The following is a 22824-nucleotide window of genomic DNA, read 5'->3' on the forward strand; positions in this document are numbered from 1 at the left end:
TCCATGTGTGAGGGTGGTTGCGCCCTCCGATGCCCGAAGCGAAGGAGTCTGCGCCATGCCCAGCCAGGAGATCCGTCCCACGATCCACATTCCGGGGACCACCAGCCACACCCTCGCCCCGCGCGCCGGACGCCCGGGCCGCGAGGGAACGCTGCGCTACCTCAAGGCGGGCACCGGTGCGCCCCTGGTGCTGCTGCACACCGTGCGCACCCAGGCCGAGCACTTCCGGCGCCTCATTCCGTTGGTCTCGGACCGGTACACCGTGTACGCCCTGGACCTGCCGGGGATGGGCTACTCCGAGATCGTGCCCGGTGCGTCGTACGACGAGCCGGCCATGCGCGCGGGCGTCGAGCGGCTCCTGACCGAACTCGACCTCCACGACGTGACGCTGGTGGGGGAGTCCATGGGGGCGGTGCTCGCCCTGACCACCGCGGCCGATCTGCCCGAGCGGGTACGACGGGTCGTCGCGGTGAACACCTACGACTTCCAGGGCGGCATCGCCCGGTCCAGTCTTCTCGCCCGTGTGGTGGTCGGCGGTGTCCTGGCTCCGGGGGTGGGCCCGGTGGTCGCCGGGGTGGAACCCAAGGCCGTCGTCCGCAGGGTCCTGCAGGGCGGGCTGGGCGACAAGAGCGCGCTGCGGGAGGACTACCTCGACGAACTCCTCCAGGTGGGCAGCCGCCCCGGCTACCCGAGCGTCGCCCGGGCCGTGTACCAGAGCCTGCCCAGCCTCATCGCCGCCCGCTCGCGCTACTCCGAGGTCAAGGCACCCGTCCACCTCGTCTACGGGGAGAAGGACTGGTCCCGGCCCTCGGACCGGCAGGCCAACAAGCAGCTGCTTCCGGCCGCCGACTTCACGCAGCTGGCCGGAGTGGGTCACTTCATCGCGCTCGAGAGGCCGGAGGTGGTCGCCGACCTGCTGAACGCGGCGGCGTGACCACCGTCGGGCTCCGGCAGCGGCCACTCCCGTACGGGCGTCGTCCGCCGGTCACTCCCGTGCGCGCGTCCGGCGGCCACGCCCGCACGGGCCTCGTCCGGGCCGGCGCCTGCTTCGAGAACGCTCGCCTCGCCGAACGCCCGGGGGAGCCGCCGCCGGTGGCGCTACGCTCCTGTGTCGTGCAGGCCACACGTCTCGACACCGCTCGCATCCGCGCGGCTCGCCGGGTGATCGACCCCGTCTTCCTCGACACCCCGCTGTACCGCTGCGAGGCGCTGGAGCCCGACCTCGGGTGCACGGTGAGTATCAAGCTCGAAACGGCGAACCCCGTCCGCAGCTTCAAGGGCCGCGGTACGGAGGTGGTCGCGAGCCTGCTCGCCGACAGCGGTCCGCGAGCAGCGGTGTGCGCCAGCGCGGGCAACCTGGGTCAGGCCCTCGCCTGGTCCGGTCGCGGCCGGGGGCTGGACGTCACGGTGGTGGCATCCCGCTTCGCGACTCGGGCCAAGCTTGATCGCATCCGCGCGCTGGGCGCCAGGTTGGAGCTGGTGGACGGCGACCATGAGCTGGCTCGCGAGCGGGCGGCGGCCATCGCACGGTGCGACGGCATCCGGCTGGTCGAAGACAGCCTGGACATCGAGACCTGCGAGGGCGCGGCGACCATCGGTCTGGAACTGGTGGACTCCACGCCGTCGTTCGACACCGTCCTGATCGCTCTGGGCGGTGGAGCGCTGGCCACCGGTGTGGGCCATGCGGTGAAGGCACTGGCACCCGAGGTCGAGGTGATCTGCGTCCAGCCGCTGGGCGCACCGGCGTTGACACTCTCGTGGCGCCAACGGCGTGTCGTCACCACCGAATCGACCGACACCATCGCCGACGGCGTCGTCGGCCGGTACCCCATCCCGGCCGTCCTGGACGACCTCCTCCTGGTCGCCGACGACGCCGTGCTGGTCCAGGAGGCATCGATCATCGCCGGCATGCGGATGCTCCTCGACCACGCCGGCCTTGTCGTAGAACCCTCGGCGGCCCTCGGTGTCGCAGCGATCCTCGAAGACCGTGACCGCTTCGCCGGCCGCCACGTCGTCACCATCGTGTGCGGCAGCAACGTCGACGTGGACGCCTACCACCGCTGGGTCGGCGCGGCCGCCCCTCACGGCTCCTGACAACAACTCCTCCACCGCTGGCCGGCCGGCACTTTCACAGCGGCCGGAACCTAGACGACCGCCGGCAGCACGGTCAGCGTTCCCGCGGCCGTGTCGATCGTCGCCCGGGTACCGAGGGGGACGGTCGGGGGGTTGGTGCCGTGCCCGGCGGGGAGCCCGCCCAGGACCGGAACTCCGAGTGCGGACAGTCGGTCGCGCAGGACATCGCCGATGCCCCATCCACCCAGCGTGGGATCGCCGGCATCGCGGTCGAAGCCGAGGAACTGGCCGAGGGCGACACCGCGCAGACCGTCGAGCGCACGGGAGCGGATGAGCTGGGTCAGCGCTCGGTCGACCTCGCCCAGCCCGGTTCCCCTCTGGTGTTCGAGAAAGAGGATCGCGCCCCGCAGGCTGGGCAGGCCGGCGCCGGTCTCCGTACGGATCGCGTCGAGGTTGCCGCCCATCAGGACGCCCGTCGCCGTGCCCTCCACGGTGACGTCCGCGGTGGCCTCGGACGGGTCGCGGTGGAGGGTCACGGGGTCGGTGGTCATCAACGCGCGGCGCAGGGACTCGGCCGAGGCGGGCCCCGTATAGGTGTCGTCGCGTTTGGCGAAGGGGCCGTGGAGTGTGGCCAGGCGGCATCGTGACCACAGGGCGAGGTGGAGGTGGGTGATGTCGCTGAAGCCGACGACCGGCTTCGGGTCCTGCCTGAGAGCGTCGGTGTCGAGGTCGTCGACGATGCGATAGGTGCCTTTCCCGCCCAGGGCGGCGATCACGGCCCGGACGCCCGGATCGCGGAACGCCGAGTTCAGGTCGCCGACCCGGTCCTCGTCGCGGCCGGCCATATAGCCCCACTGATCGAAGACGTGTTCACCCACCTCAACCCGAAGGCCCCAGGAGGTGAGCAGGTCGACACCCCGCGCGACTTCTTCCCGACTCGGCGGACAGGCAGGAGAAACGATCCGCACCCGGTCCCCGGGCCGCAGACGCGGCGCCCTCAACGTCTGCGGACTCTCGTGGTCATCCATCCGACGATTCTGCCTGCGCCGAGCCCACGCCCGTCGGCCGGCAGCAGTATCGGCACGTTCGGATACTCACGTGTGCGGAATGGAGTGTCCGCAGACCGGGCCGCAGGTGCAGCGGAGTGTGCGAACTGACCCGGGGCGCGCTCCCCACGGCTACGAGCCGGTGCGCGAGGTGATGGTTCTGGCGGACACGTGGTGGAGAGGACTGAACTCGTCGGCAACGAGTGCGGCATGGGACGCCGTCGTAGGTCAGGTTCGCCGAACCGAAACGAGCGGCCCGGCGTAATCGGGAGGCGGTGCGGAAGCGGGATGCTGAACACTTCGCCGTGTGATCGTGATGCATCCCGTCCTGGAGACGTACACACCGGACGGCTTCGACCTCTGGCCCGTCGGCGAGACCAAGCCGTTCGGCTGGTTGCCCCTCAACGGGGAGCTCTCACCCACTGAGGTCGGGACGGCCATGATGTGCATCGTCGGCTGCAATGGCATCGATCCTGACGGTGAACGGTCGCTCCGGCCGGCCGCCGCGCTCGACCAGTTCCTTCACGGACTGCTGACCTTCGACCACCTCTTCGCGGCCGGAGGCCTACGAGTCACCGACCGCTCCACAGGCGTCACCTTCCTGCCCGGTTGCTGCGACGGGTTGGAGGACTGGCGCGACTGGCACCGGTTCGTCGACGACGGCAGCCTGCTCGGATTCGGCCACGACCCCGTGTCACCGATTGCGGAGCGCTTCGGGGACACCGTCCGGCTCACCGTCAACGCCGAGCAGAGCGACAGTCCGGTGATCGAGCTGTGCGTAACGGAGCTCCGCCACCTGCTCGCCGGTGCCGAGCGCGACCTGGCGGACTTCCTCGTGCTGGCGACCGACTGGTCCGCCCGGCACCTGCCGGTCCACGGCGCTGCCGTCACCAGGGCCCTCGCCCGCGTTCTCGACCTTCCCGCGCGGGACTTGCCGCCGGAGCGGTAGGACGGGCGCGGGCTTGGCCGGCCGCGTGGGCGGTCTCTGACGGTGTCAGCGTGTGCGACGCGGCCGTCCGAGCCGCTGTCGTCCGATGAAGGTAACCCGGCAGGTTCCTCCGGTGTCGAAGTCCCGGCGGGCGGAGCCCTGTTCGCCCACCGTCACCTCGTACCGGTCGGGCGGCGGCGTGTCCTTGGCGGTGTCGGCCTCCGCGTACACCTTCGCCTCGCCCGGTCCGGCCGTGTCGGGTTGTCGGGCTTAAAGACTCATGTAGCCGGAAATGATTACCCCCGAACGTGTGATGGAATCGCTGCCGGTGCCCGGCGGAAGCCTCTCCGGACCGCCGGAGCCGCGGCCGGCCGACGCACGGGGGAGGGGCTTGTCGTGCGTGCGTCGCCCTTGTATCTGCGGCCGCGACTGGAGCCGCCACTGGCCACGTTGCTGGAAGCCGTGCCGTTCCTGCACTCGCTCGTCGACGGGCTCGGTTCGCCGCTCAACGTGGTGGTGCCGGAGCGCATCGCCGAGAACGCCGAGCGTTTCCGCGGCGTGTACCGCAAGCACCATCTCGGCGGCCGGGTGTTCTTCGCGCACAAGGCGAACCGCTCCAGCGCCCTGGTGCGGCGGCTGGCGGCGACCGATCCGGCCGACGTCGGCGTCGACGTGGCCTCACTCGGTGAACTGCGGCACGTCCTGGGCGCCGGTTTCACCCCGGGCCGGGTGATGGGCACGGGCCCCAAGGACCCCGAGTTCCTCTGGCTCGCCGCCCGCACCGGGGTGACGGTGAACGTCGACTCGTACGCAGAGCTGGACCAACTCGCCGGACTGGTACGCAAGTACGCGCTGCCCAGGGTCGATGTCCTGCTGCGACTGTCCGAGTTCGAGGCGACCGGCTCCGGTGTGAAGGTACTGTCCCGGCGCAGCCGCTTCGGTTCCCCGACGAGGGAGGTCAAGGCACTCCTGGACGCGGTCGAGCGGCACCGGGACAGCGTCGAGCTGATCGGGGTCGGATACCACCTGGACACGACCGGACTGGCGGAGAAGGCCGTTGCCCTGGACCGCTGCGTGATGGTCATGGACGAGTGCCACGCCCGGGGACTGGCACCACGCGTCATCGACATCGGCGGCGGATTCGGAGTCGGCTATGTCGCCGACGCCGGCCAGTGGGAGCGCTACACGACCGAGCTGACCAACGCCGTACTGGGCACCCGCCCCGCCCTGACCTGGCGCGGTCACGGCTACGGCCTGCGCAACGAGGGCGGCACGCTGCGCGGAGCGCTGGGCCTCTACCCGGCGCACCGCCCGTCCGCCGGGCCCGGGTACCTCGACGAACTCCTCTCCCTGCCGTCCCCGTCCCTCGGCCGCCCGCTGGGCACCGTGCTCCTGGAGCAGTTCTACGAGCTGTACACGGAGCCGGGACGGGCCCTGGTCGACCAGTGCGGGCTGACCCTGGCGCGGGTCCTCGACGTGCGTGCCACGGACACGGGCCCGCCCTTGGTGCGCCTGGGCATGAACGCCGCAGACGTGAGCCTGGAGGAGCACGGTGTCCTCGTGGACCCCGTCCTGCTGACCCGTACGGAGCGCGGCGAGGGAGACGACCCGGCCGGCGTCGGAGTCCACCTCGTCGGAAATCTCTGCCTGGAGGCCGATCTGATCACCCGCCGCACCGTCTTCCTGCCCCGGCTGCCCCGCCCCGGCGACCTGCTGGCCTTCGCCAACACCGCGGGCTACGCCATGGACTTCCACGCCCACGCAGCGCAACAGCAACCCGTCGCCCGCAAGGTCGCCGTCGTCGGTGACGGCGACGGCGGCTCATGGCGCTGGTGCCTCGACGAGGAGTACTGGCCCGTCACGTATCCGGGGGAAGCGGAGTCATGAGGTACGACACCATCACGGAAGCGATCGGCAACACCCCGCTGCTGCGCATCGACCCGGCCGTCCACGGCCTGCGCACCATCGACCTGTACGCCAAGCTGGAGCTGCTCAATCCCTTCGGCTCGGTCAAGGACCGCTCCGCCTGGAACATGGCCCGCCCGGGGCTCACCGACGCGGTGCGGCGCGGCGCGACGGTCGTGGAGCTGTCCAGCGGGAACACGGCGAAGGCCCTCGCGCTGCTCGCCGGCATGCACGGACTGGGCTTCAAGAGCGTCACCAACCGCATGCGGGTACCGGAGATCAAGGAACTGCTCCTGCTGCTGGGCGCCGAGATCGAGGAACTGCCCGGCCGGAGCGAATGCCTCGACCCGACCGACACGGACGATCCGCTGACCCGGTTCCACCGGACCCTGGCCGGACCGGAGACCTCCTACCTGCACACCGACCAGTACTTCAACCCGCGCAACACCGAGGCACATGTGACGGGCACCGGACCGGAGATCGTCAAGGACCTGGACGGGCGGGCCCCGGACTGGTTCATCGCCTGCGTGGGTACCGCCGGTTCGTCCACCGGCGTCGCCCGGGTCCTGCGTGAACACGACCCCGACGTACGGGTCGTCGGCCTGGTCGCCGACAAGTCGGACTTCATCCCGGGCATCCGCACCATCGACGAGGTGCAGGAGGTCGGCCTCTTCGACCCGGCGACGTACGACACGATCGAACCGGTGACCGCGGACGAGGCCATCGACGGGATGCTCACCCTGATCCGCCGCTGCGGCCTGCTCGCGGGCCCGACGGGCGGTGCCGCCTACCACGGCGCCGTACGCCATCTCCGCGCCCTCGACGGCGAGTCGTCCGACCGGCGCACAGCCGTCTTCATCGTCTGCGACCGGGCCGAGAGCTATCTGAGCTATGTACGGCAGCGCCGCCCCGAACTCCTCGGCAAGCCGCCCCGGAAGAACTCCGCGACCGCCCTCACGGAGGCGGAGGTGCGGGCGGAGGCCAAGGACATCGACACCGAGGGCGCCCGGCGGTGGCTGGCCGGCGAACATCCGCCGCTCGTGGTCGACCTGCGCGGCCCGCACGCGTACGCCGCCCTGCACATCGACGGCTCGGTCAACATCGTCGACGAGCTCTTCGACGAACTCGTACGCGGCGGCCTGCCGTTCAGCAAGAACCGGCCGGTGCTGCTGGCCTGCCCGGTCGGCGAGAAGTCCGCCCGCTACGCCGCCCTGCTGACCCGGATGGGCCATCCCGACGTGCGGAGTCTGAGCGGCGGCATCGTGGCCTGGCGGGACGCGGGCGCGCCACTGGTCCGGGACTGACCGGGTGGGCGCCAAGGAGGAGTTGACGCCGCTGACCGCCTGGCAGCGCGAACTGCGACAGCAGTTCCCCATCATCACCGGCCACCCGGCACTGGCCTACCTCGACAGCGCCGCCACCGCGCAGAAGCCGCAGGCCGTGCTCGACGCAGCCCACACCTACCTCACGACCTCGAACGCCAACGCCGGCCGAGGCACCTACCCGTGGGCCAACCGGACGACGGAGCTGGTGGACCGGACCCGGCAGCGGGTGAAGGAGTTCCTCGGCGACCCCGCCCCGGAGCGCTCCGGAGTCCACTTCGTCGGCGGCACCACGGAGGGCCTTCGGACCGTGGCCCGCGACTGGCTGGCCTCCCGTCTCACCGACGGCGACGAGATCCTCGTCCCGTACGCCGACCACCAGGCGAACCTGGATCCGTGGCTGGAGGTCCAGCGGCTCCTGGCCGAGCGGGGCGTCGGCATACGGGTGCGGGGACTGCCGTACCAGACGGAGTCCGGCGATTACGACCACCGCGCGCTGCCCGGCATGATAGGCCCGCGCACCCGCTTCGTCGCCGCCACCCACATCCACCACGTCTACGGCGGCGACATGAACGTGCACCGGCTGCGCGAGGCCGTCGGCCCCCACGTGCCGATCTGTCTGGACGCCGCCCAGAGCATCGGTCATCTGCCGGTGTCCGTGGCCGAACTCGACGTGGACTTCGTGGTCTTCTCCGGGCACAAGGCGCTGGCGCTGCCCGGCACCGGGGCCGTGTGGGCCCGCAACTCGCCCGCCCGAGGACCGCGGTTCCGTCCCGGCGGCTGGCAGGGCACCCCCAACACCGTGGGCATCGCCTCACTCGAAGCCGCCCTCGACTGGCTGGAGGCGGCCGGTACCGACCGGATCGCCCGGTGGACGACCGCGCTCGCGGCCCGGATGACGGACGGGCTCCGCCACCTCGCGCCGTACGAGATCCTCGGATGTCAGGCCAGTCTGGCCGCCGACTCAGCCGTACAGCGGCGCCACGGCATCGTCTCCCTCCGGCACCACGACATCCCCTCCGACGACCTCGGCTTCATTCTCTTCAGCCACGGCTTCATGGTCCGGGCCGACAGCCTCTGCCAGGCCGGCGCGGACGAGAAGAGCGCTGCGGTACGGGTCAGCGTGCACGCGTACAACACGGTCGAGGAGATCGACCGCCTGCTGGACGTCCTCGCCTCGCTGGGCTGAACGCGGACCGGTCGCGCGAATGGGAACCGTTTTCACCTGTAGAGTCGCGCTGACCCAGGAACGGCGAGACGGCAGAGGTGGCACGACCGGATGGGCGTGAGTATGGCGACGGCCAGGCTGTGGGTGGAGCGATGGGAGCGTCAGCAGCAGCGCTACGCCATCGATCGCGAGGAGCGCTTCACCGTGATCGCGGATGTCGTCGAGCACGCCACGGCCGGCCGGTCGCGGCCCCTGCTCCTCGACCTGGGCTGCGGACCCGGTTCGCTCTCCGCCCGGCTGGCCGGGCGCATGCCGGACGCCGAGATCGTCGCCGTGGACATGGACCCCCTGCTGCTGGAACTCGCCCGCACCCACCACCCGTCCGCCGCCCGCTACGAAGAGATCGCGATCGGCGACGACGGATGGACCGACGCCCTCGGGCTGAACCGCCCCCTGGACGCGGCCGTCTCGACCACCGCCCTGCACTACCTCTCCGAACCGGCCCTGCTGCGGACCTACCGGCAGCTCGCGGACCTGCTGGGCCCGGGCGGTCTGCTCGTCAACGGCGACCACTTCGCCCAGCAGAGTCAGCCCTGCTCGGACCTCACCGCCCATGTCGGACACCGCCGTGCCGAGCGCACGCGCACGCACGCCCACGAGGACTGGCAGTCCTGGTGGACCGCGGCGGCCCTGGACCCCGAGCTGACCGATCTGTTCACCGAGCGCGAGCGGCGACAAGCGGCACACGGCCACCAGGGCGGCAACGGCAACGCCCTGTCCCTGGCCCGCCACACCGACCTGCTCCGGCAGGCGGGCTTCCGGCACATCGCCCCGGTCTGGCAGTTCGGCGACAGTCACGTCCTCGTCGCGGTCAAGGACTGAGCCGGCCCGTCCGCGAAGGCGGCCGGTGTCAGGAGGCGGCATCAAGGCCGCGTAAAGATTGCCGGAACCAGGCAATGTTCTCCTCCGTGCCCGCGTGCGAGCATGCGCTCACCGGCAAGGCGGCGGTGGTGAGGGGCGGTGAGCGCGGATGGCCTGGTTTCTCGGTCTGGGCATGGTGGGGGTCGTCCTCCTCGTGCTGTCGCTCGTCCTCGACGGTCTCCTTGAGGGGCTTCTCGACGGCGTGGACGCGCTGGACGGCCTGGTCGACGGGTGGCTGTCGCTTCCGGTCGTCGCCGGATTCGTCTCGATGCTCGGCTTCTCCGGCGCGATCGTCATGGGCACCACCGGGCTGGGCGCCCTGGGCGCCGCCGCGATCGGCGTGCCGGCCGGAATCGGCACAGGATGGCTCGCGTACCGGCTCGGCCGTGCCCTGATGAGTGATCGCTCCGGTGCCGCTCCTCGCGACGACGACCTGATCGGTGTCGCGGGATCGGTGGTCACCGCCATTCCGGCCGACGGCTACGGCGAGGTGCTGGTCCGCCGGTCCGGGCAGCCGGTGAAGCTCGCGGCGAGGAGCGCTGTCCCGGTGGCGCGCGGTGCGCAGGTCTGGGTGGAGGAGGCGCTGTCGCAGACGGCGGTCTCCGTACGCCTGGTGGAACGCTGAGCCGTCCCGTCCCCGCGCTGTTCCGGGCGTCGTTCGCCCACATCACATTCGTATCGATCTGCCGTCCCCCGGGGCGGGCTGAGGGGGAGTTCGTCATGAGTCCAGTCGTCATCGCCGTGATCGGCGTCGTCGTCCTGTTTGTTCTGCTCGGCCTGGTGGTGGTCACGCGGTACAAGGTGGCGGGTCCGAGCGAGGCGTTCATCGTCACCGGACGGCGCGGCAAGAAGGCCACCGACCCGGAGACCGGCCGGGTGTTCACCGACAACAGCGGTCAGAAGGTCGTGGTCGGCGGCGGTGTCTTCGTCGTGCCGTTCGTGCAGCAGAAGTTCACCCTGGACCTGTCCTCGCGGCACATCCCGGTCGCGGTGCGCGGCGCGGTCACGCTGCGCGGGGTGAAGGCGCACCTGGAGGGTGTCGCGATCGTCAAGGTCGGCGGCAGCGAGGACTCCATCCGCGCCGCGGCCCAGCGGTTTCTGATGCAGCAGGACGGCATCGTCGGCTTCACCCAGGAGGTGCTCTCGGGTGCGCTGCGGGCCATCGTGGGCCGGATGTCGGTGGAGGACATCATCCGGGACCGGGCCGCGTTCGCCGGGCAGGTCGCCGAGGAGGCCGAGGCGAGCCTGTCCGGGCAGGGCCTGGTGCTGGACGCCTTCCAGATCCAGGACATCAGCACCGAGGGCTCCTACCTGGAGGACCTGGGCCGGCCGGAGGCCGCCCGCGCCAGGCAGGAGGCCGACATCGCCGAGGCGGTGGCCCGGCGCGCCGCCGAGCAGGCCCGGTTGAAGGCCGAGGAGGAGATCGCCGTCGCGCAGCGGACGTTCGCGCTGAAGCAGGCCGAGATCAAGGCGGAGACGGACGAGGCCGCCGCCCGTGCCGCCGCCGCGGGTCCGCTGGCCGAGGCCGCCCGGTCGCAGGAGGTGCTGAGCGAGCAGGAGAAGGTCGCCGAGCGGCAGGCCGCGCTGACCGACCGTGAGCTGGACACCAAGGTCCGCAAGCCCGCCGACGCCGCCCGCTACCAGGCCGAGCAGGAGGCCGAGGCCCGCCGGATCGCCCTGGTCAAGCAGGCCGAGGCGGATGCGCAGCGGTCCCGGCTGACCGGTGAGGGCGAGAAGGCGCACCGCGCCGCGCTGGCCGACGCGGTCCGTATCGAGGGCGAGGCCGAGGCCGCCGCCATCGGTGCCAAGGGGGCCGCCGAGGCCGAGGCGATGCGGAAGAAGGCCGACGCGTTCGCCCAGTACGGCGACGCGGCCGTGCTGCAGATGCTCGTCGAGGTGCTGCCGCAGGTCGTCGCCAAGGCGTCCGAGCCGCTCAGCGCCATCGACAAGATGACGGTCATCTCCACCGACGGCGCGAGCCAACTGTCGCGCACCGTCGCGGACAACGTCGCCCAGGGCGTCGAACTCCTCAGCTCCACCACCGGAGTCGACCTCGCCGAGCTCCTGAAGACCGTCACCCGGCGGGCCGACGGCGCGCGGCCCACGACCACGGCATCCACCGAGGCCCACGGGAAGGTCGCCATCACCGGCTGATTTGGCCAAGCCTCGGCCGAACCAACCCTTCACCCATCGCACACAGGTGTTCCATGATGTGGTGCGTGTCGTCACTCCGAAGGCGAGGTGGCGAAGTTCCGGGAGAGGTGGTCCGGGTGGGTCCGTTCGTGCGGTGGAACGGCCTTGCCGCTTCCTCCGCGAGGACGTCCACGGAGATCGTCCTGCTCGATCCCGAGGACCACCTCATCGGGCAACTGCGCTTCCGCGCCTGCCCGGAGTGCCGTACGGGGCAGATACTGGACATCAGGGTCTGCGACGCCTGGCAGCGCCAGGGGCTCGGTCGTGAGCTCGTCCGTTCCCTTCTCGCCCATCGTCTGGGCTACCGGTGGAGCACGACCTTGCAGACCCGGGACGGCCGGGCCTTCTTCCTGGCGATGACCGAGGAGACCGCGGTGGCTCTGCCTCAGGGTGGCCCCTTGTGCGGACACCTCATGGGGCGGATCCGGCGAACATGGCGAGGTTTCCTGGACCGCTGACGGGCTGACGGGATGGCGAGTTGCACGCGAAAACCGATCGGTTTACAGTGAGTAGAAACTGATCGGTTTCACTCCCATTCCCACCAGGCAGAGGACACCTCGATGTCAGAGCGCAATCCCATCCTGATCACCGGTGCCGCAGGCGAGATCGGTGGGGTGAGCCGGACGATGGTCGACATGCTCCTCGAACAAGGGCACCCGGTGCGCGCGTTCGTACGGCAGGACGACGAACGCGCCGACTCGCTCCGCCGGGCCGGGGCCGAGGTCTTCGTCGGTGACCTGCTCACCATCGCCGACGTGACCGCCGCGCTGAAGGGCGTGCGGCGCATCTACTTCAGCATGGGCCTGACGCCGTACTACACCGACGCCGTCAGCCTGATGGCCGCGGCGGCGCGGGCCCAGGGCGACATCGAGGTGTTCGTCAACATCTCCGAGTACGAGCAGTCGTTCATGACCTTCGACCACATGACCGCGCCGGAGGACGAGCGGCGCGCACGGCTCGGCGGACTCGTCGCCGACTGGTCGCCGCAGCAGCGGGCCCACTGGGTCGCCGAGCAGGTGCTGGAGTGGTCCGGCGTCCCGACGGTCAACATCCAGGCGGCCTTCTTCGTCGAGAACCCCATCATGACCTGGCTGGCCCTCGGCTCACTGGCCGACGGTGAGCTGCGTCTGCCCTTCGGCGACCACCGGTTCGCGCCCATCGCCGGTTACGACGTGGCGGAACTGTGCGCGAAGATCCTGGCCGACCCGGCGCCGCACATCGCCAAGTCCTACGCGCTCACCGGTCCGGAGATGAAGGACGGGCACGGGTTCGCCGAGGACTTCGCGGCCGTGCTGGGAAGCCCGGTCACCTACGTCCCCGAAGACATCGAGACCTGGAACGCGGCCTATGTGGACACCCACATGGCCGCCTACCCGCACATCGCGGAGCACCTGAAGACCCTGACCCGGATCATCGGCCGCGGAGGATACGGCGGGATCACCGACGAGCTGGAACCCCTGCTCGGCCGTCCGGCGAAGACCGTGCGGTGGGCTCTGGAGAACCACCCCCGCCTCAGGAAGCTGACGGCTGCCTGAGCCGCCGAGGGCGTCCCGTCCCAGGTGCCCGTCAGGCCAGCGTCCCCCGGGACCGGAGCAGCGGCAGCACGTGATCCCGTACGGCGGGTGCCAGCACCAGATCCGGTTCGTGACCCGTCACCCAGCGCATCGCCGCCAACTCGGCCGCCGGCCGTGGCACCCCGTCGATCTCCACCTCGTAGACCGTCATCACCATCGGCACCCCTTCGAGCGCGGCGACGGCCTCCACCACCTGGAGCCGGCGACGGGTGACGGGCACGACGCCGAGCTCCTCGGCCAACTCGCGCACCAGCGCCGCCTCCAGGTCCTCGCCCGGGTCCGGCTTGCCGCCCGGGATGTAGAAGATCTCCGGGGCGGCCTGCTTGCTGACGACCAGAAGCCGGCCGGCCCGGACGATCACGGCGGCGGAGACGATCAAGGACGGGGAGTAGCCGTCGGGCCGCGCGGGCGTTTCCTGAGTCATGGGGCCCATGATCGCAGCCCGGTGTCGGCGAGGACGGAGATGCCCGTGGGCGTGACTGACACCGCGGGGCCGGGTACTCGGGGCGTTCGTCGGTGACCGGCGGTCCGGCGGCCGTGCGGCGGTCGGGCCGGCCGGTCACGGCAGTCACGAGTCGAAGGAGCCCACGCATCATGACGGACGTGTCGAGCAAGGGGCCCGGTCCGGACGACGACCGGAAGGTGCTCACCAACCGGCAGGGCCATCCCGTCCACGACAACCAGAACCAGCGCACGGTCGGCGCCCGCGGCCCGGCGACCCTGGAGAACTACCAGTTCCTGGAGAAGATCAGCCACTTCGACCGGGAGCGGATCCCGGAGCGGGTGGTGCACGCCCGCGGCGTCACGGCGTACGGCTGGTTCGAGGCCTACGGCACCTGGGGCGAGGAGCCCGTCGACCGCTTCACCCGGGCCAAGCTCTTCCAGGAACGCGGCAAACGCACCGACGTGGCCGTCCGCTTCTCCACCGTGATCGGCGGCCGGGACTCCTCCGAGGCGGCCCGGGACCCGCGCGGCTTCGCGGTGAAGTTCTACACGGAGGACGGCAACTGGGACCTGGTCGGCAACAACCTGGGCGTGTTCTTCATCCGGGACGCCATCAAGTTCCCGGACGTCATCCACGCCCTGAAGCCGGACCCGGTGACCTTCGAGCAGCAGCCCCGGCGGATCTTCGACTTCATGTCGCAGACGCCCGAGTCGATGCACATGCTGGTCAACCTCTTCAGCCCGCGCGGCATCCCGGCCGACTACCGCCACATGCAGGGCTTCGGCGTCAACACCTACAAGTGGGTCAACGCCGAGGGCCGGACCGTCCTCGTCAAGTACCACTGGATGCCCAAGCAGGGCGTGCGCAGCATGACCGAGGAGGACGCGGCGAACGTCCAGGCGGAGGCCCTCGGCCACGCCACCAAGGACCTCTACCAGGCGGTGGAGCGCGGTGAGTACCCCGAGTGGGAACTCCTCGTGCAGATGATGGACGACCACGACCATCCGGAACTCGACTTCGACCCGCTGGACGACACCAAGACCTGGCCCGAGCAGGAGTTCCCGCCGAAACCGGTGGGCCGCATGGTGCTCGACCGCATGCCGGAGAACTTCTTCGCGGAGAACGAGCAGATCTCCTTCGGCACCGGCGTCCTCGTCGACGGACTGGACTTCTCCGACGACAAGATGCTCGTCGGCCGCACCTTCTCCTACAGCGACACCCAGCGCTACCGCGTCGGCCCCAACTATCTCCAGTTGCCGGTGAACCAGGCCAAGAACGCCGAGGTGCGCACCAACCAGCGCGACGGCCTGATGACGTATCACGTGGACGGCGCGGGCGAGGCCGCCGACGTCAACTACGAGCCCTCGATCAGGGGCGGCCTGCGGGAGGCCCAGTACCCGACGTCCGACGAGCAGGGACCCGAGATCCGGGGCCGGCTCACTCGCCAACGCATTCCCCGCACCAACGACTACCAGCAGGCGGGCCAGCGCTACCTGCTGATGGAGGAGTGGGAACGCGACGACCTGGTCGCCAACTTCAGCACCCTGCTCGCCCAGTGCGACCGGCCGGTGCAGGAGCGCATGGTCTGGCACTTCCTGCTGGTCGAGAACGACCTCGGACTGCGGGTCGGCAAGGCCCTCGGCATCAGCCCCGAGGACGTCGCCGGCCTCGAACCCCTGGCCTCCCAGGACCTCACCGACGAGGACCGCGAACGCCTGTCCCACCTGGGCAAGAACCCGCCCCGGGACATCGAGGGCCTCACCATGACCCACTGCGTCCCGGACGAGCGGCACGTCGTGACGCGGTGACCGTGAACCGGTGACCGGGCCGCGGCCGGCCAGCCGGGCGGGCGGCTCAGACGGGCAGCTTCGCCCGGGCCCGGCCGGCCGCGGCGACGGGACGCGCGGTGGTCGCGGTGGCGCGGACCTGGCGGCCCCTCCAGTGGGCCTCGCGGCGCAGGTCATGGGCCGTGTGGCGGCCGCGCCACCACATCGAGGGACGGCCGGCGGTGTCGTCGGCCGTGATCAGCAGACCGCCGAGCATCGACAGGTTCTTGAAGAAGTGGATCCGCTGCTGGGCACGCTCCGAGGGATCCTCGATCTCCCAGAACCGGTGCGCGGCCAGCGTGGTCGGGACCAGCGTGGCGGCGATGGCCAGGGCCGACAGCCGGGGGAGGCGCCCGATGCCGAGCATGACGCCCGCCGCGACCTGCACGGCACCATGGAGGCGTACGACCTGCTCGGTGCGGTCGGGCAGGACGTCGACCCGGTCGGTGACCGGCCGTACGACGTCCTCGGCGACGGGCGCCACCTCCTTGGGGTCGCGTACGGAGCTCAGACCGCCGGTGACGAACATGGCGGCGAGCAGGGGGCGGCCTGCCAGGCGCAGGACACTCATGGGGCCCTCCTCGGGAGTGGGAAGCGCTGCGGGCCCCGGGTTCCCCGCCGCCCACCCACTCATGCGGCGCCGATCGCCCCGGCGCTTCACCGGACGCCGTCGGCCTCGCCGCCGAGGGGAGCCGGCCAGTCGCCCCGCCCGGCCAGATGAAGGACCAGCGCCGCGATGTTCCAGGCGTCGTCCTCGCCGCGATGGTGGCGTCCTTCGAGCGGCAGCCCCGCGATCCCCAGCGCCTGCGCCATCCCGGGGCGCTTGCGCAGCCCGTGCGCCGTGGTGAAGACCGCCTTGGCGTTGGTGTGGCGCCGGCCGAAGGGATACGCCGTGCCCGTGGCCCGGCACTGCCGGAGGAACTGGTTCCGGTCGTAGTCGCCCCAACTGGCCCAGGCGCGGACACCGGCCCGGTGCTCGGCCGCCAGCAGCCGGCACGCCTCGGCGAAGGACACCCCCGTAGCGACCTCGGCCTGGGTGAGCCCGGTGAGCTCGGTGCAGAAGGCGCTCACGGTGGAGCGGACCGGCCGTACCAGGATCCGATGGCGGGCCACCCGCTCCCCGGCGACCGGATCGACCACGGTCAGCCCGATCTCGATGATCTCGCCGGCCGCGCCGGGCGGAGGGGAGCCGGGCCAGCAGGTCGCCTCGACGTCCACGACGTTCACCAGGCGCTCGCCTCCTGTGCTGTTCATGGCGGGAGCGTAGGGTCGGCGGCGCGTCCGGGGCACCCCGTTTATGACCGGCCCGTACGAGATTTCTGTGAATTTCGGGGACGGTTGAACACACGGGGGCCGCGCTGCGTATGGGGCGGGGGGATTTCCATGCTCGAACGCCCGAGACGCGCAGGAGTACTTCCGTGGGACGCAACAAGCGCAGACGCCCGACCGGCGCACGACGCGCGACCTTTGCCGCAGTGGCACTGATGCTGGGTGGCGGTGGGCTGGTCGCGGCCAACGTGTACGCGTCGGCCACCGAGGACGGCTCGGGCGGTGAGACCGGCGGACAGTGGCCGAGGGCCGCCACGATCGACTGCCCCGATGTCGGCGACCGGCTGACCGACGTGCCGGGCGAGGCGCGGGCCGACGTCGACAAGGACCTCGCGCAGCTGGACCAGCAGACGGCCGAGGCCTACCAGCGGCTCCAGGACCCGGCGACGGCCGCGCAGCTCGCCGGCGACGCGAACGCCGAGGGCGTCATGAACCCGCTGAAGGAGAACCGGGCGGCGACGATCGAGCGGATCGCCGCCGCCATCGACCGTGCCGGGGACCGCCCGGATGGGCTCGACGCCCTCGCCGAGTGCACCCTGCGCAAGGCCGACAACCAGGCCCAGGGTGCCGACGCCGGCCAGAGCCAGGACGGCCAGAACGATGGCGGCCAGAACGATGGCGGTCAGGACGGCAACGGCCAGGGCGACGGCGGCCAGGACCAGGGCGAGCAGCAGGGCAATGGCGGCCAGGCCGGCAACGGCCCCGTCGCGGGCGACTACGTCGACATCACCACCGTCCAGCCCAACGCCCAGACCCCCAAGGCCCGTTCGAACGCCTCCCGCGGCACCTTCGCCACCAGCTGCGGAGTGAACGCGAACGGCCTGTTCAACTCGGACAACGTGATCGTCGCGCCCGGCGTCTCCAACGGCGCCCACCACTTCCACGACTACGTCGGCAACCAGGCCAACAACGCCTTCGCGAGCGACCAGGACCTCGCGAACGGCGAGACGACCTGCGTGGACCAGGGCGACAGGTCCACGTACTACTGGCCCGTCGTGCGGCTCCAGAACGGCACGCAGGAGCAGGACGCCAACTCCCCGGGCGGCGGCATCGAGGGCAACGCCGGCGAGATCGTCACCCCCAAGCAGGTCACCCTCGACTTCGTGGGCAGCCCGCAGGGCAAGGTCACGGCCATGCCGCGGTTCCTGCGCATCATCACCGGCGACGCCAAGGCGTTCGTCAACGGCACCGCCAACGCCAACGCGTCCTGGAGCTGCACCGGCTTCGAGGACCGGCAGCTGAAGGACAAGTACCCGCTCTGCCCCCAGGGCAGCGACGTGGTGCGCACCTTCAAGTTCCAGAGCTGCTGGGACGGACGGAACATCGACAGCGCCAACCACCGCACCCACGTGGCGTTCGCCCAGGCCGACGGCGCGTGCCCGACCGGCTTCCAGGCCATTCCGCAGCTCGTGCAGCGCATCGTCTACGACATCGACGCGCCGAGCCTGCAGGACGGCGGCCGGACCGTCCCGCTGTTCGCGGTGGACTCCTTCCCCGAGCAGCTGCACAAGCCCGTCACCGACCACGGCGACTTCATCAACGTCTTCGACGAGAACCTGATGAAGGAGATGGTCGACTGCATCAACGCCGGCCGTAAGTGCGGCGCGGGCGCGGACCAGGGCGGCGACGGCGGCGACAACGGTGGCGGCGGCAACGGTGGCGGCGACGGCGGCGGCAACGGTGGTGGCGACGAGCCCGAGGAGCAGCCGTCGCCGACGGCGAAGCCGACCCCGGACGCCCCGAACACCCCTGACACCCCCGACACCGGCAACGGCGGGAACACCGGGAACGGCGGCGACCAGTCGGGCGGCAAGGGCGACGAGCAGCCCCCGGCGGACACCCCGACCGACACCCCGGCCGACACACCGACGGACAACGGCAAGCCCACCGAGCCCGGCGCCGAGGTCCCCAAGGCCGTCACGCCCACCCCCGGCGCCACCACAGCCTCGCCCCAGGGCCAGGCCATAGGCGAGGCCGTCACGTCCGAGGCGCCGACGACCGCCGCTCCCACGACCGGTGCCGTGGCCCAGCCCCCGCTCGGTGCGCAGACCGAACCGCAGGGATCCGGGGGCAGCCTCGCCGAGACCGGCTCGCAGCTGTGGCCGGCCGCCGTCGGAGCGGTCCTCCTGATCGGAGGGTTCCTCCTGCTGATGCGGACCAGGCGCGGTTCCGCCCGATGACGGGAGAGACGTTCACTCCCACGGGTCAGTAGGCCGAGGCGCGGGAGCGCGGATGCGGTTCAGATGGAGTCCGTGCGTATATCCATCACCGCGGCGATCCGCCGCTCCCGTTTCCTCGCGGCAGGACTCCTGCTCGCCCTGTGCTCCATGAACCTCACCTCGCCCGCCGCTCACGCGGCGGGCGATCCCGTTCCCGCCCCGGTCCGCGGTTCCGCCCGGATGGGCATGGGAGTCGTGGCCCACGACGGCCAGGGAGGCATTCCCCTCGACACCCGAGCCACATACACCGAGGGCGTCGACGTCTCCAGCCACCAGCGCAACGTCGCCTGGTCCACCCTCTGGAACAGCGGAGTCCGCTGGGCCTACGCCAAGGCCACCGAGGGCACGTACTACACGAACCCGTACCACCCGCAGCAGTACGGCGGCGCCTACGACGTCGGCATGGTCCGCGGCGCCTACCACTTCGCCACCCCGGACACCACGAGCGGAGCGGCCCAGGCCGACTACTTCGTGAACCACGGCGGCGGCTGGTCCGAGGACGGCAGGACCCTCCCGGGCGCGCTGGACATCGAGTGGAACCCCTACGGCCCGTCCTGCTACGGCAAGTCCCGCAGCGCGATGGTCTCCTGGATCCGTGACTTCCTGAACCGCTACAAGACCCGCACCGGCCGCGACGCCGTCATCTACACGGCCACCAGCTGGTGGACCGAGTGCACCGGCAACTACGCGGGCTTCGGATCGACCAACCCCCTGTGGATCGCCCGCTACGCCTCCACTGTCGGCACCCTCCCGGCGGGCTGGTCGTCGTACACGATGTGGCAGTACACCTCCTCCGGCCCCACCGTCGGTGACCACGACAGGTTCAATGGGTCCACCGACCGGCTGCGGACGTTCAGCCGCGGCTGACGGCAATGGATCGGCACGGGGGGTTTGCCGGAACGGCAACTTCTCTTGCCCGTCCGGGCCGCCGGGACGGAGGCTTCCCGCAACGACCGAGCCGTGTTGCGACCAGGAGGCGTCATGACCGAGATCCCCACCACTGAGGCGGCCGAGTTCTGGGAGGCCCGTTACGCGGGCGAACAACGCGTCTGGAGCGGCCGCCCCAATCCGCTGCTCGTGCGCGAGGTGAGCGGCCTCGCGCCCGGTACCGCCCTCGACCTGGGCTGCGGTGAGGGCGCGGACGCGGTGTGGCTCGCCTCGAAGGGCTGGCGGGTCACGGGTGTCGACATCTCTCCCACCGCGCTGGAGCGTGCGGCCGGGCATGCCGCCGACGCGGGTGTCGCGGACCGGGTGGTGTGGGAGCGGCACGAGCTCGGCGTGACCTTCCCGGAGGGGGTCTTCGACCTGGTCAGTGCCCAGTTCCTGATGTCGCCGGTGCACCTGGACCAGGAGGCGGTGCTGCGGCGGGCGGCCGCGGCGGTGGCGCCGGGCGGCACGCTGGTGATCGCCATGCACGCCGGATGGCCGTCATGGCAGGACGAACCGCCTTTCGACGCGGAGTTCCCCACGCTGGACGGCGTGCTGACCTCCCTCGCGCTGCCGGAGGAGAGCTGGAAGGTGGAGACCATGGAGGCGGTCCGCAAGCCGAGCCCCTCGCCCGAAGGCGTCGAGGGGTTCCGCGAGGACAACGTGTGGCGGATCCGGCGCATCGGATCCTGACGTCGGCTCCTCGCTCCGTCGGCCCGGCCCCGTCGCTCTGGCCCCTTAGGTCCGGCCCCTTCGGTCTCGTTCTGACGTTCTCGACCCGTTGGCCTCACCCCGTCAGTCCCGCTCCGCCATGACCTCGCCGATCGCCTCGCGTGCCGCCTCCAGTGCCGCCGCCCGGTCCTCGGGCACCAGCCCGATCCGGGTGCGCCGGTCGAGCACGTCCGCCTCGTCGAGCGCGCCCTCGTGGCGAACCGCCCACAGGAGTTCGGCCCGGGTCACCGGATGGCCGGGCAGGACCGGGGCGCGCAGGCGGGGGTCGGACGCGCCGAGCGCGTGCACGGCCGGTGCCTCGGTGCCGTAGCGCCGTAGGAGAGGGCGCGGCGCGGGAAGGGTGTCCAGGACGTGGGGCGGGGCGGCGCCGACGAGGGGGAGCGAGGCGGTGGGGGACGGGCCCGCGGCCAGGCCCCGGGCGGTGACGGTCGCGTCCACGGCGTCCTCGGCCATCCGGCGGTAGGTGGTGAGCTTGCCGCCGACCACGGTGATCACGCCGTCCGGTGAGGTGAGCACCGCGTGCCGGCGGGAGATGTCGGCCGTCCTGGCCGCCGTACCGGAATCCGCCGCCGTGTCGAGCAGGGGCCGCAGGCCGGCGAACGCGCCCACGACGTCGTCGCGTTGGACGGGGAGGTCGAGGACGGAGCCGAGGACGTCGAGCAGGAAGCCGATGTCGGACTCGGGGGCCTCGGGCACGTCCGGGACGTCGCCCTCGACCGGCTCGTCGGTGAGGCCGACGTAGACCCGGCCGTCGCCCTGGGGCAGGACGAGGACGAAGCGGCTCGTCTCGCCGGGGACCGGGATGTGCAGGCCCGCGGGGAGCGGGCCGAGGCGGTCCGCGCGCAGGACGAGGTGGGTGCCGCGGGAGGGCCGGATCCGGATGCCGTCGACCAGGTCGCCGGCCCACACGCCCGAGGCGTTGATCACCGCTCGGGCGCGGATCTGCCCCTCGGCGCCGGTGAGTTCGTCCCGGATCCGGGCGCCGGAGCCGGTGACCTCCAGGGCCCGGACGCGGGTCAGGATCCGGGCGCCGTGTCCGGCGGCGGTGCGGGCGAGGGCGGTCACCAGACGGGCGTCGTCGGTGAGCCGGCCGTCCCAGGACAGCAGACCGCCGCGCAGGCCGTCGGTGCGCAGCGCCGGGGCCAGATGGCGGGTCTCCACGCCGGACAGCCGACGTGGGGCGGGCAGCGTGGCCCGCGCCGTACGGGCCGTCAGCCGCAGCGCGTCCCCGGCCCGGAAACCCGCCCAGGTCACGGCCGCCTGAGTGCGGGAGACCAGCGGAGTGAGGGGCAGCACGAACGGCTGGGCCCGGACCAGATGGGGCGCGGTGCGCTCCATCAGCACCCCGCGCTCCACCGCGCTCTCGTGGGCCACGTCGAACTGCCCCGAGGCGAGATAGCGCAGCCCGCCGTGGATGAGCTTGGAGCTCCAGCGGGAGGTGCCGAACGCCAGGTCGTGCGCGTCGACCGCGACGACGCTCAGACCCCGGGCGGCGGCGTCGAGGGCGGCCCCGGCGCCGGTCGCGCCGAGACCGACGACCAGGACGTCCACCACGGGACCGTCGACGGTGTCGGCCAGTTCGCGGGAGCGGCGGGCGGCGGACAAGGACGTGCTGCTCATGGGCTCAGGGTCCTCTCCAGGACGGTGCGCAACTCCCCGAGGAAGGCGTCGCCGCTCAGCTCCGGGTCGTCCTCGTCGGTCATGGTCCGCAGGGACAGGGTGAAGGACTGCACGATCAACAGCAGGGCACGGGCCTGCCGTTCGACCGGGGCGGCGCGGACGGATCCGTCGGCGTGGCCTTCGCGCAGCCCGTCGGCCAGCAGGCCCAGGAGGGCGTCCTGACTGGCCCCGCGCCGGTCGAGCACATAGGGCAGGAGCAGTTCGGGATCGACGTCGACGATCTTGCGGAACAGGGGGTGCGCGCGGAAGGCCGCCACCCCGGTCACCAGCCCGTCGACGATCAGGCTCCGCGCGTCCGCGTCGGGACGCCGCTCCGGCATCGACGCGGTGGCCACCCCGACCCACTCGCGGGTCATCAGGTCCCCGACCAGGGTCCGCACGTCGGGCCAGCGCCGGTACAGCGTCATCCGGGAGACACCCGCGCGACGGGCCACGTCGGTGAGCGTGGTGCGGCGGACACCGACGGCCAGGACACAGTCGCGGACCGCGTCGAGGACCGTGTCGTCCGTGCTGTTGTGACGAATAGGCGTCATGTG

Annotated in this window: 21 protein-coding genes; 15 read left to right on the top strand and 6 right to left on the bottom strand. The window is 71.5% G+C overall.

What is annotated here, in order from left to right; translation table 11 throughout:
• The first annotated feature begins 55 nt into the window (after nt 1–55).
• Both K4B79_RS08715 and K4B79_RS08720 read left to right on the top strand, forming a co-directional pair.
• Complete coding sequence (locus K4B79_RS08715) at nt 56–934, top strand: alpha/beta fold hydrolase (protein WP_232025731.1); 879 nt, start codon at nt 56–58, stop codon at nt 932–934.
• Between the two features lie 179 nt (nt 935–1113).
• Nucleotides 1114–2094, top strand: coding sequence for a threonine ammonia-lyase (locus tag K4B79_RS08720; protein WP_232025732.1), 981 nt, complete (start codon nt 1114–1116; stop codon nt 2092–2094).
• Between the two features lie 50 nt (nt 2095–2144).
• Here the strand turns inward: K4B79_RS08720 and K4B79_RS08725 are convergent, their stop codons facing one another.
• Nucleotides 2145–3101 (bottom strand): S66 peptidase family protein, encoded by a 957-nt coding sequence (locus tag K4B79_RS08725; RefSeq protein ID WP_232025733.1) that lies wholly within the window; start codon nt 3099–3101, stop codon nt 2145–2147.
• A 334-nt stretch (nt 3102–3435) separates the two neighbouring features.
• On the opposite strand from K4B79_RS08725, the gene K4B79_RS08730 reads away from it, so the two are divergent.
• The 9 genes from K4B79_RS08730 to K4B79_RS08770 all read left to right on the top strand — a co-directional run bounded on the left by K4B79_RS08730 (nt 3436) and on the right by K4B79_RS08770 (nt 13091).
• On the top strand, nt 3436–4068 hold the full coding sequence (locus tag K4B79_RS08730) for a hypothetical protein (RefSeq protein ID WP_269463306.1): 633 nt from the start codon (nt 3436–3438) through the stop codon (nt 4066–4068).
• 375 nt (nt 4069–4443) lie between these two features.
• On the top strand, nt 4444–5934 hold the full coding sequence (locus K4B79_RS08735) for a Y4yA family PLP-dependent enzyme (protein ID WP_232025735.1): 1491 nt from the start codon (nt 4444–4446) through the stop codon (nt 5932–5934).
• Nucleotides 5931–7256: a pyridoxal-phosphate dependent enzyme gene (locus K4B79_RS08740; RefSeq protein WP_232025736.1), complete on the top strand. Its 1326-nt coding sequence runs from the start codon at nt 5931–5933 to the stop codon at nt 7254–7256. Before K4B79_RS08735 ends, K4B79_RS08740 begins: the two co-directional genes overlap by 4 nt.
• Nucleotides 7257–7260: 4 nt before the next feature.
• The gene (locus K4B79_RS08745; RefSeq protein ID WP_232025737.1) at nt 7261–8463 is read left to right on the top strand and encodes an aminotransferase class V-fold PLP-dependent enzyme; all 1203 of its coding nucleotides are present in this window, start codon (nt 7261–7263) and stop codon (nt 8461–8463) included.
• Between the two features lie 90 nt (nt 8464–8553).
• Nucleotides 8554–9324 (top strand): class I SAM-dependent methyltransferase, encoded by a 771-nt coding sequence (locus K4B79_RS08750; RefSeq protein WP_232025738.1) that lies wholly within the window; start codon nt 8554–8556, stop codon nt 9322–9324.
• Nucleotides 9325–9472: 148 nt separating this feature from the next.
• A complete protein-coding gene (locus K4B79_RS08755; RefSeq protein WP_232025739.1) occupies nt 9473–9988 on the top strand; it encodes a hypothetical protein in 516 nt (171 codons plus the stop codon).
• Nucleotides 9989–10083: 95 nt separating this feature from the next.
• On the top strand, nt 10084–11517 hold the full coding sequence (locus K4B79_RS08760) for a flotillin family protein (RefSeq protein WP_232025740.1): 1434 nt from the start codon (nt 10084–10086) through the stop codon (nt 11515–11517).
• Nucleotides 11518–11633: 116 nt separating this feature from the next.
• Nucleotides 11634–12014 carry a GNAT family N-acetyltransferase gene (locus K4B79_RS08765; RefSeq protein WP_232025741.1) on the top strand — a complete coding sequence of 127 codons (381 nt, stop codon included), beginning with the start codon at nt 11634–11636 and terminating at the stop codon, nt 12012–12014.
• 102 nt (nt 12015–12116) lie between these two features.
• Nucleotides 12117–13091, top strand: coding sequence for an NmrA family NAD(P)-binding protein (locus K4B79_RS08770; protein ID WP_232025742.1), 975 nt, complete (start codon nt 12117–12119; stop codon nt 13089–13091).
• Nucleotides 13092–13122: 31 nt separating this feature from the next.
• Here the strand turns inward: K4B79_RS08770 and K4B79_RS08775 are convergent, their stop codons facing one another.
• On the bottom strand, nt 13123–13554 hold the full coding sequence (locus tag K4B79_RS08775; protein WP_232025743.1) for an NUDIX hydrolase: 432 nt from the start codon (nt 13552–13554) through the stop codon (nt 13123–13125).
• Between the two features lie 170 nt (nt 13555–13724).
• Between K4B79_RS08775 and K4B79_RS08780 the strand changes: the two genes are divergently transcribed.
• Nucleotides 13725–15383 (top strand): catalase, encoded by a 1659-nt coding sequence (locus K4B79_RS08780; RefSeq protein WP_232025744.1) that lies wholly within the window; start codon nt 13725–13727, stop codon nt 15381–15383.
• A gap of 46 nt (nt 15384–15429) precedes the next feature.
• On the opposite strand, the gene K4B79_RS08785 is transcribed toward K4B79_RS08780, so the two are convergent.
• Nucleotides 15430–15972 carry a DoxX family protein gene (locus tag K4B79_RS08785; protein WP_232025745.1) on the bottom strand — a complete coding sequence of 181 codons (543 nt, stop codon included), beginning with the start codon at nt 15970–15972 and terminating at the stop codon, nt 15430–15432.
• A gap of 86 nt (nt 15973–16058) precedes the next feature.
• Nucleotides 16059–16655, bottom strand: coding sequence for a 3'-5' exonuclease (locus K4B79_RS08790; protein ID WP_232025746.1), 597 nt, complete (start codon nt 16653–16655; stop codon nt 16059–16061).
• Between the two features lie 230 nt (nt 16656–16885).
• Here K4B79_RS08790 and K4B79_RS08795 point away from each other — a divergent pair, with 230 nt between their 5' ends.
• From K4B79_RS08795 to K4B79_RS08805, 3 genes are all read left to right on the top strand, one after another.
• On the top strand, nt 16886–18910 hold the full coding sequence (locus K4B79_RS08795) for a DUF1996 domain-containing protein (protein ID WP_269463309.1): 2025 nt from the start codon (nt 16886–16888) through the stop codon (nt 18908–18910).
• 63 nt (nt 18911–18973) lie between these two features.
• Nucleotides 18974–19816: a lysozyme gene (locus K4B79_RS08800; protein WP_232025748.1), complete on the top strand. Its 843-nt coding sequence runs from the start codon at nt 18974–18976 to the stop codon at nt 19814–19816.
• A gap of 114 nt (nt 19817–19930) precedes the next feature.
• Entirely contained in the window at nt 19931–20569 is a 639-nt protein-coding gene (locus tag K4B79_RS08805) for an SAM-dependent methyltransferase (RefSeq protein ID WP_232025749.1), read from the top strand.
• 102 nt (nt 20570–20671) lie between these two features.
• On the opposite strand, the gene K4B79_RS08810 is transcribed toward K4B79_RS08805, so the two are convergent.
• Both K4B79_RS08810 and K4B79_RS08815 read right to left on the bottom strand, forming a co-directional pair.
• On the bottom strand, nt 20672–22228 hold the full coding sequence (locus tag K4B79_RS08810) for a glycerol-3-phosphate dehydrogenase/oxidase (protein ID WP_232025750.1): 1557 nt from the start codon (nt 22226–22228) through the stop codon (nt 20672–20674).
• Nucleotides 22225–22821, bottom strand: coding sequence for a TetR/AcrR family transcriptional regulator (locus K4B79_RS08815; protein WP_232025751.1), 597 nt, complete (start codon nt 22819–22821; stop codon nt 22225–22227). Before K4B79_RS08815 ends, K4B79_RS08810 begins: the two co-directional genes overlap by 4 nt.
• Between the last annotated feature and the right edge of the window lie 3 nt (nt 22822–22824).

This window comes from Streptomyces lincolnensis (assembly GCF_021173675.1).
Classification (GTDB): domain Bacteria; phylum Actinomycetota; class Actinomycetes; order Streptomycetales; family Streptomycetaceae; genus Streptomyces; species Streptomyces lincolnensis_B.

Coding starts and splice junctions, on each gene's coding strand:
- K4B79_RS08750 (WP_232025738.1), top strand. CDS start 8,554: ATGGGCGTGAGTATGGCGACGGCCAGGCTGTGGGTGGAGCGATGGGAG.
- K4B79_RS08725 (WP_232025733.1), bottom strand. CDS start 3,101: ATGGATGACCACGAGAGTCCGCAGACGTTGAGGGCGCCGCGTCTGCGG.
- K4B79_RS08755 (WP_232025739.1), top strand. CDS start 9,473: ATGGCCTGGTTTCTCGGTCTGGGCATGGTGGGGGTCGTCCTCCTCGTG.
- K4B79_RS08740 (WP_232025736.1), top strand. CDS start 5,931: ATGAGGTACGACACCATCACGGAAGCGATCGGCAACACCCCGCTGCTG.
- K4B79_RS08810 (WP_232025750.1), bottom strand. CDS start 22,228: ATGAGCAGCACGTCCTTGTCCGCCGCCCGCCGCTCCCGCGAACTGGCC.
- K4B79_RS08785 (WP_232025745.1), bottom strand. CDS start 15,972: ATGAGTGTCCTGCGCCTGGCAGGCCGCCCCCTGCTCGCCGCCATGTTC.
- K4B79_RS08780 (WP_232025744.1), top strand. CDS start 13,725: ATGACGGACGTGTCGAGCAAGGGGCCCGGTCCGGACGACGACCGGAAG.
- K4B79_RS08790 (WP_232025746.1), bottom strand. CDS start 16,655: ATGAACAGCACAGGAGGCGAGCGCCTGGTGAACGTCGTGGACGTCGAG.
- K4B79_RS08715 (WP_232025731.1), top strand. CDS start 56: ATGCCCAGCCAGGAGATCCGTCCCACGATCCACATTCCGGGGACCACC.
- K4B79_RS08800 (WP_232025748.1), top strand. CDS start 18,974: ATGGAGTCCGTGCGTATATCCATCACCGCGGCGATCCGCCGCTCCCGT.
- K4B79_RS08760 (WP_232025740.1), top strand. CDS start 10,084: ATGAGTCCAGTCGTCATCGCCGTGATCGGCGTCGTCGTCCTGTTTGTT.
- K4B79_RS08730 (WP_269463306.1), top strand. CDS start 3,436: ATGCATCCCGTCCTGGAGACGTACACACCGGACGGCTTCGACCTCTGG.
- K4B79_RS08775 (WP_232025743.1), bottom strand. CDS start 13,554: ATGACTCAGGAAACGCCCGCGCGGCCCGACGGCTACTCCCCGTCCTTG.
- K4B79_RS08770 (WP_232025742.1), top strand. CDS start 12,117: ATGTCAGAGCGCAATCCCATCCTGATCACCGGTGCCGCAGGCGAGATC.
- K4B79_RS08795 (WP_269463309.1), top strand. CDS start 16,886: ATGCTGGGTGGCGGTGGGCTGGTCGCGGCCAACGTGTACGCGTCGGCC.
- K4B79_RS08815 (WP_232025751.1), bottom strand. CDS start 22,821: ATGACGCCTATTCGTCACAACAGCACGGACGACACGGTCCTCGACGCG.
- K4B79_RS08805 (WP_232025749.1), top strand. CDS start 19,931: ATGACCGAGATCCCCACCACTGAGGCGGCCGAGTTCTGGGAGGCCCGT.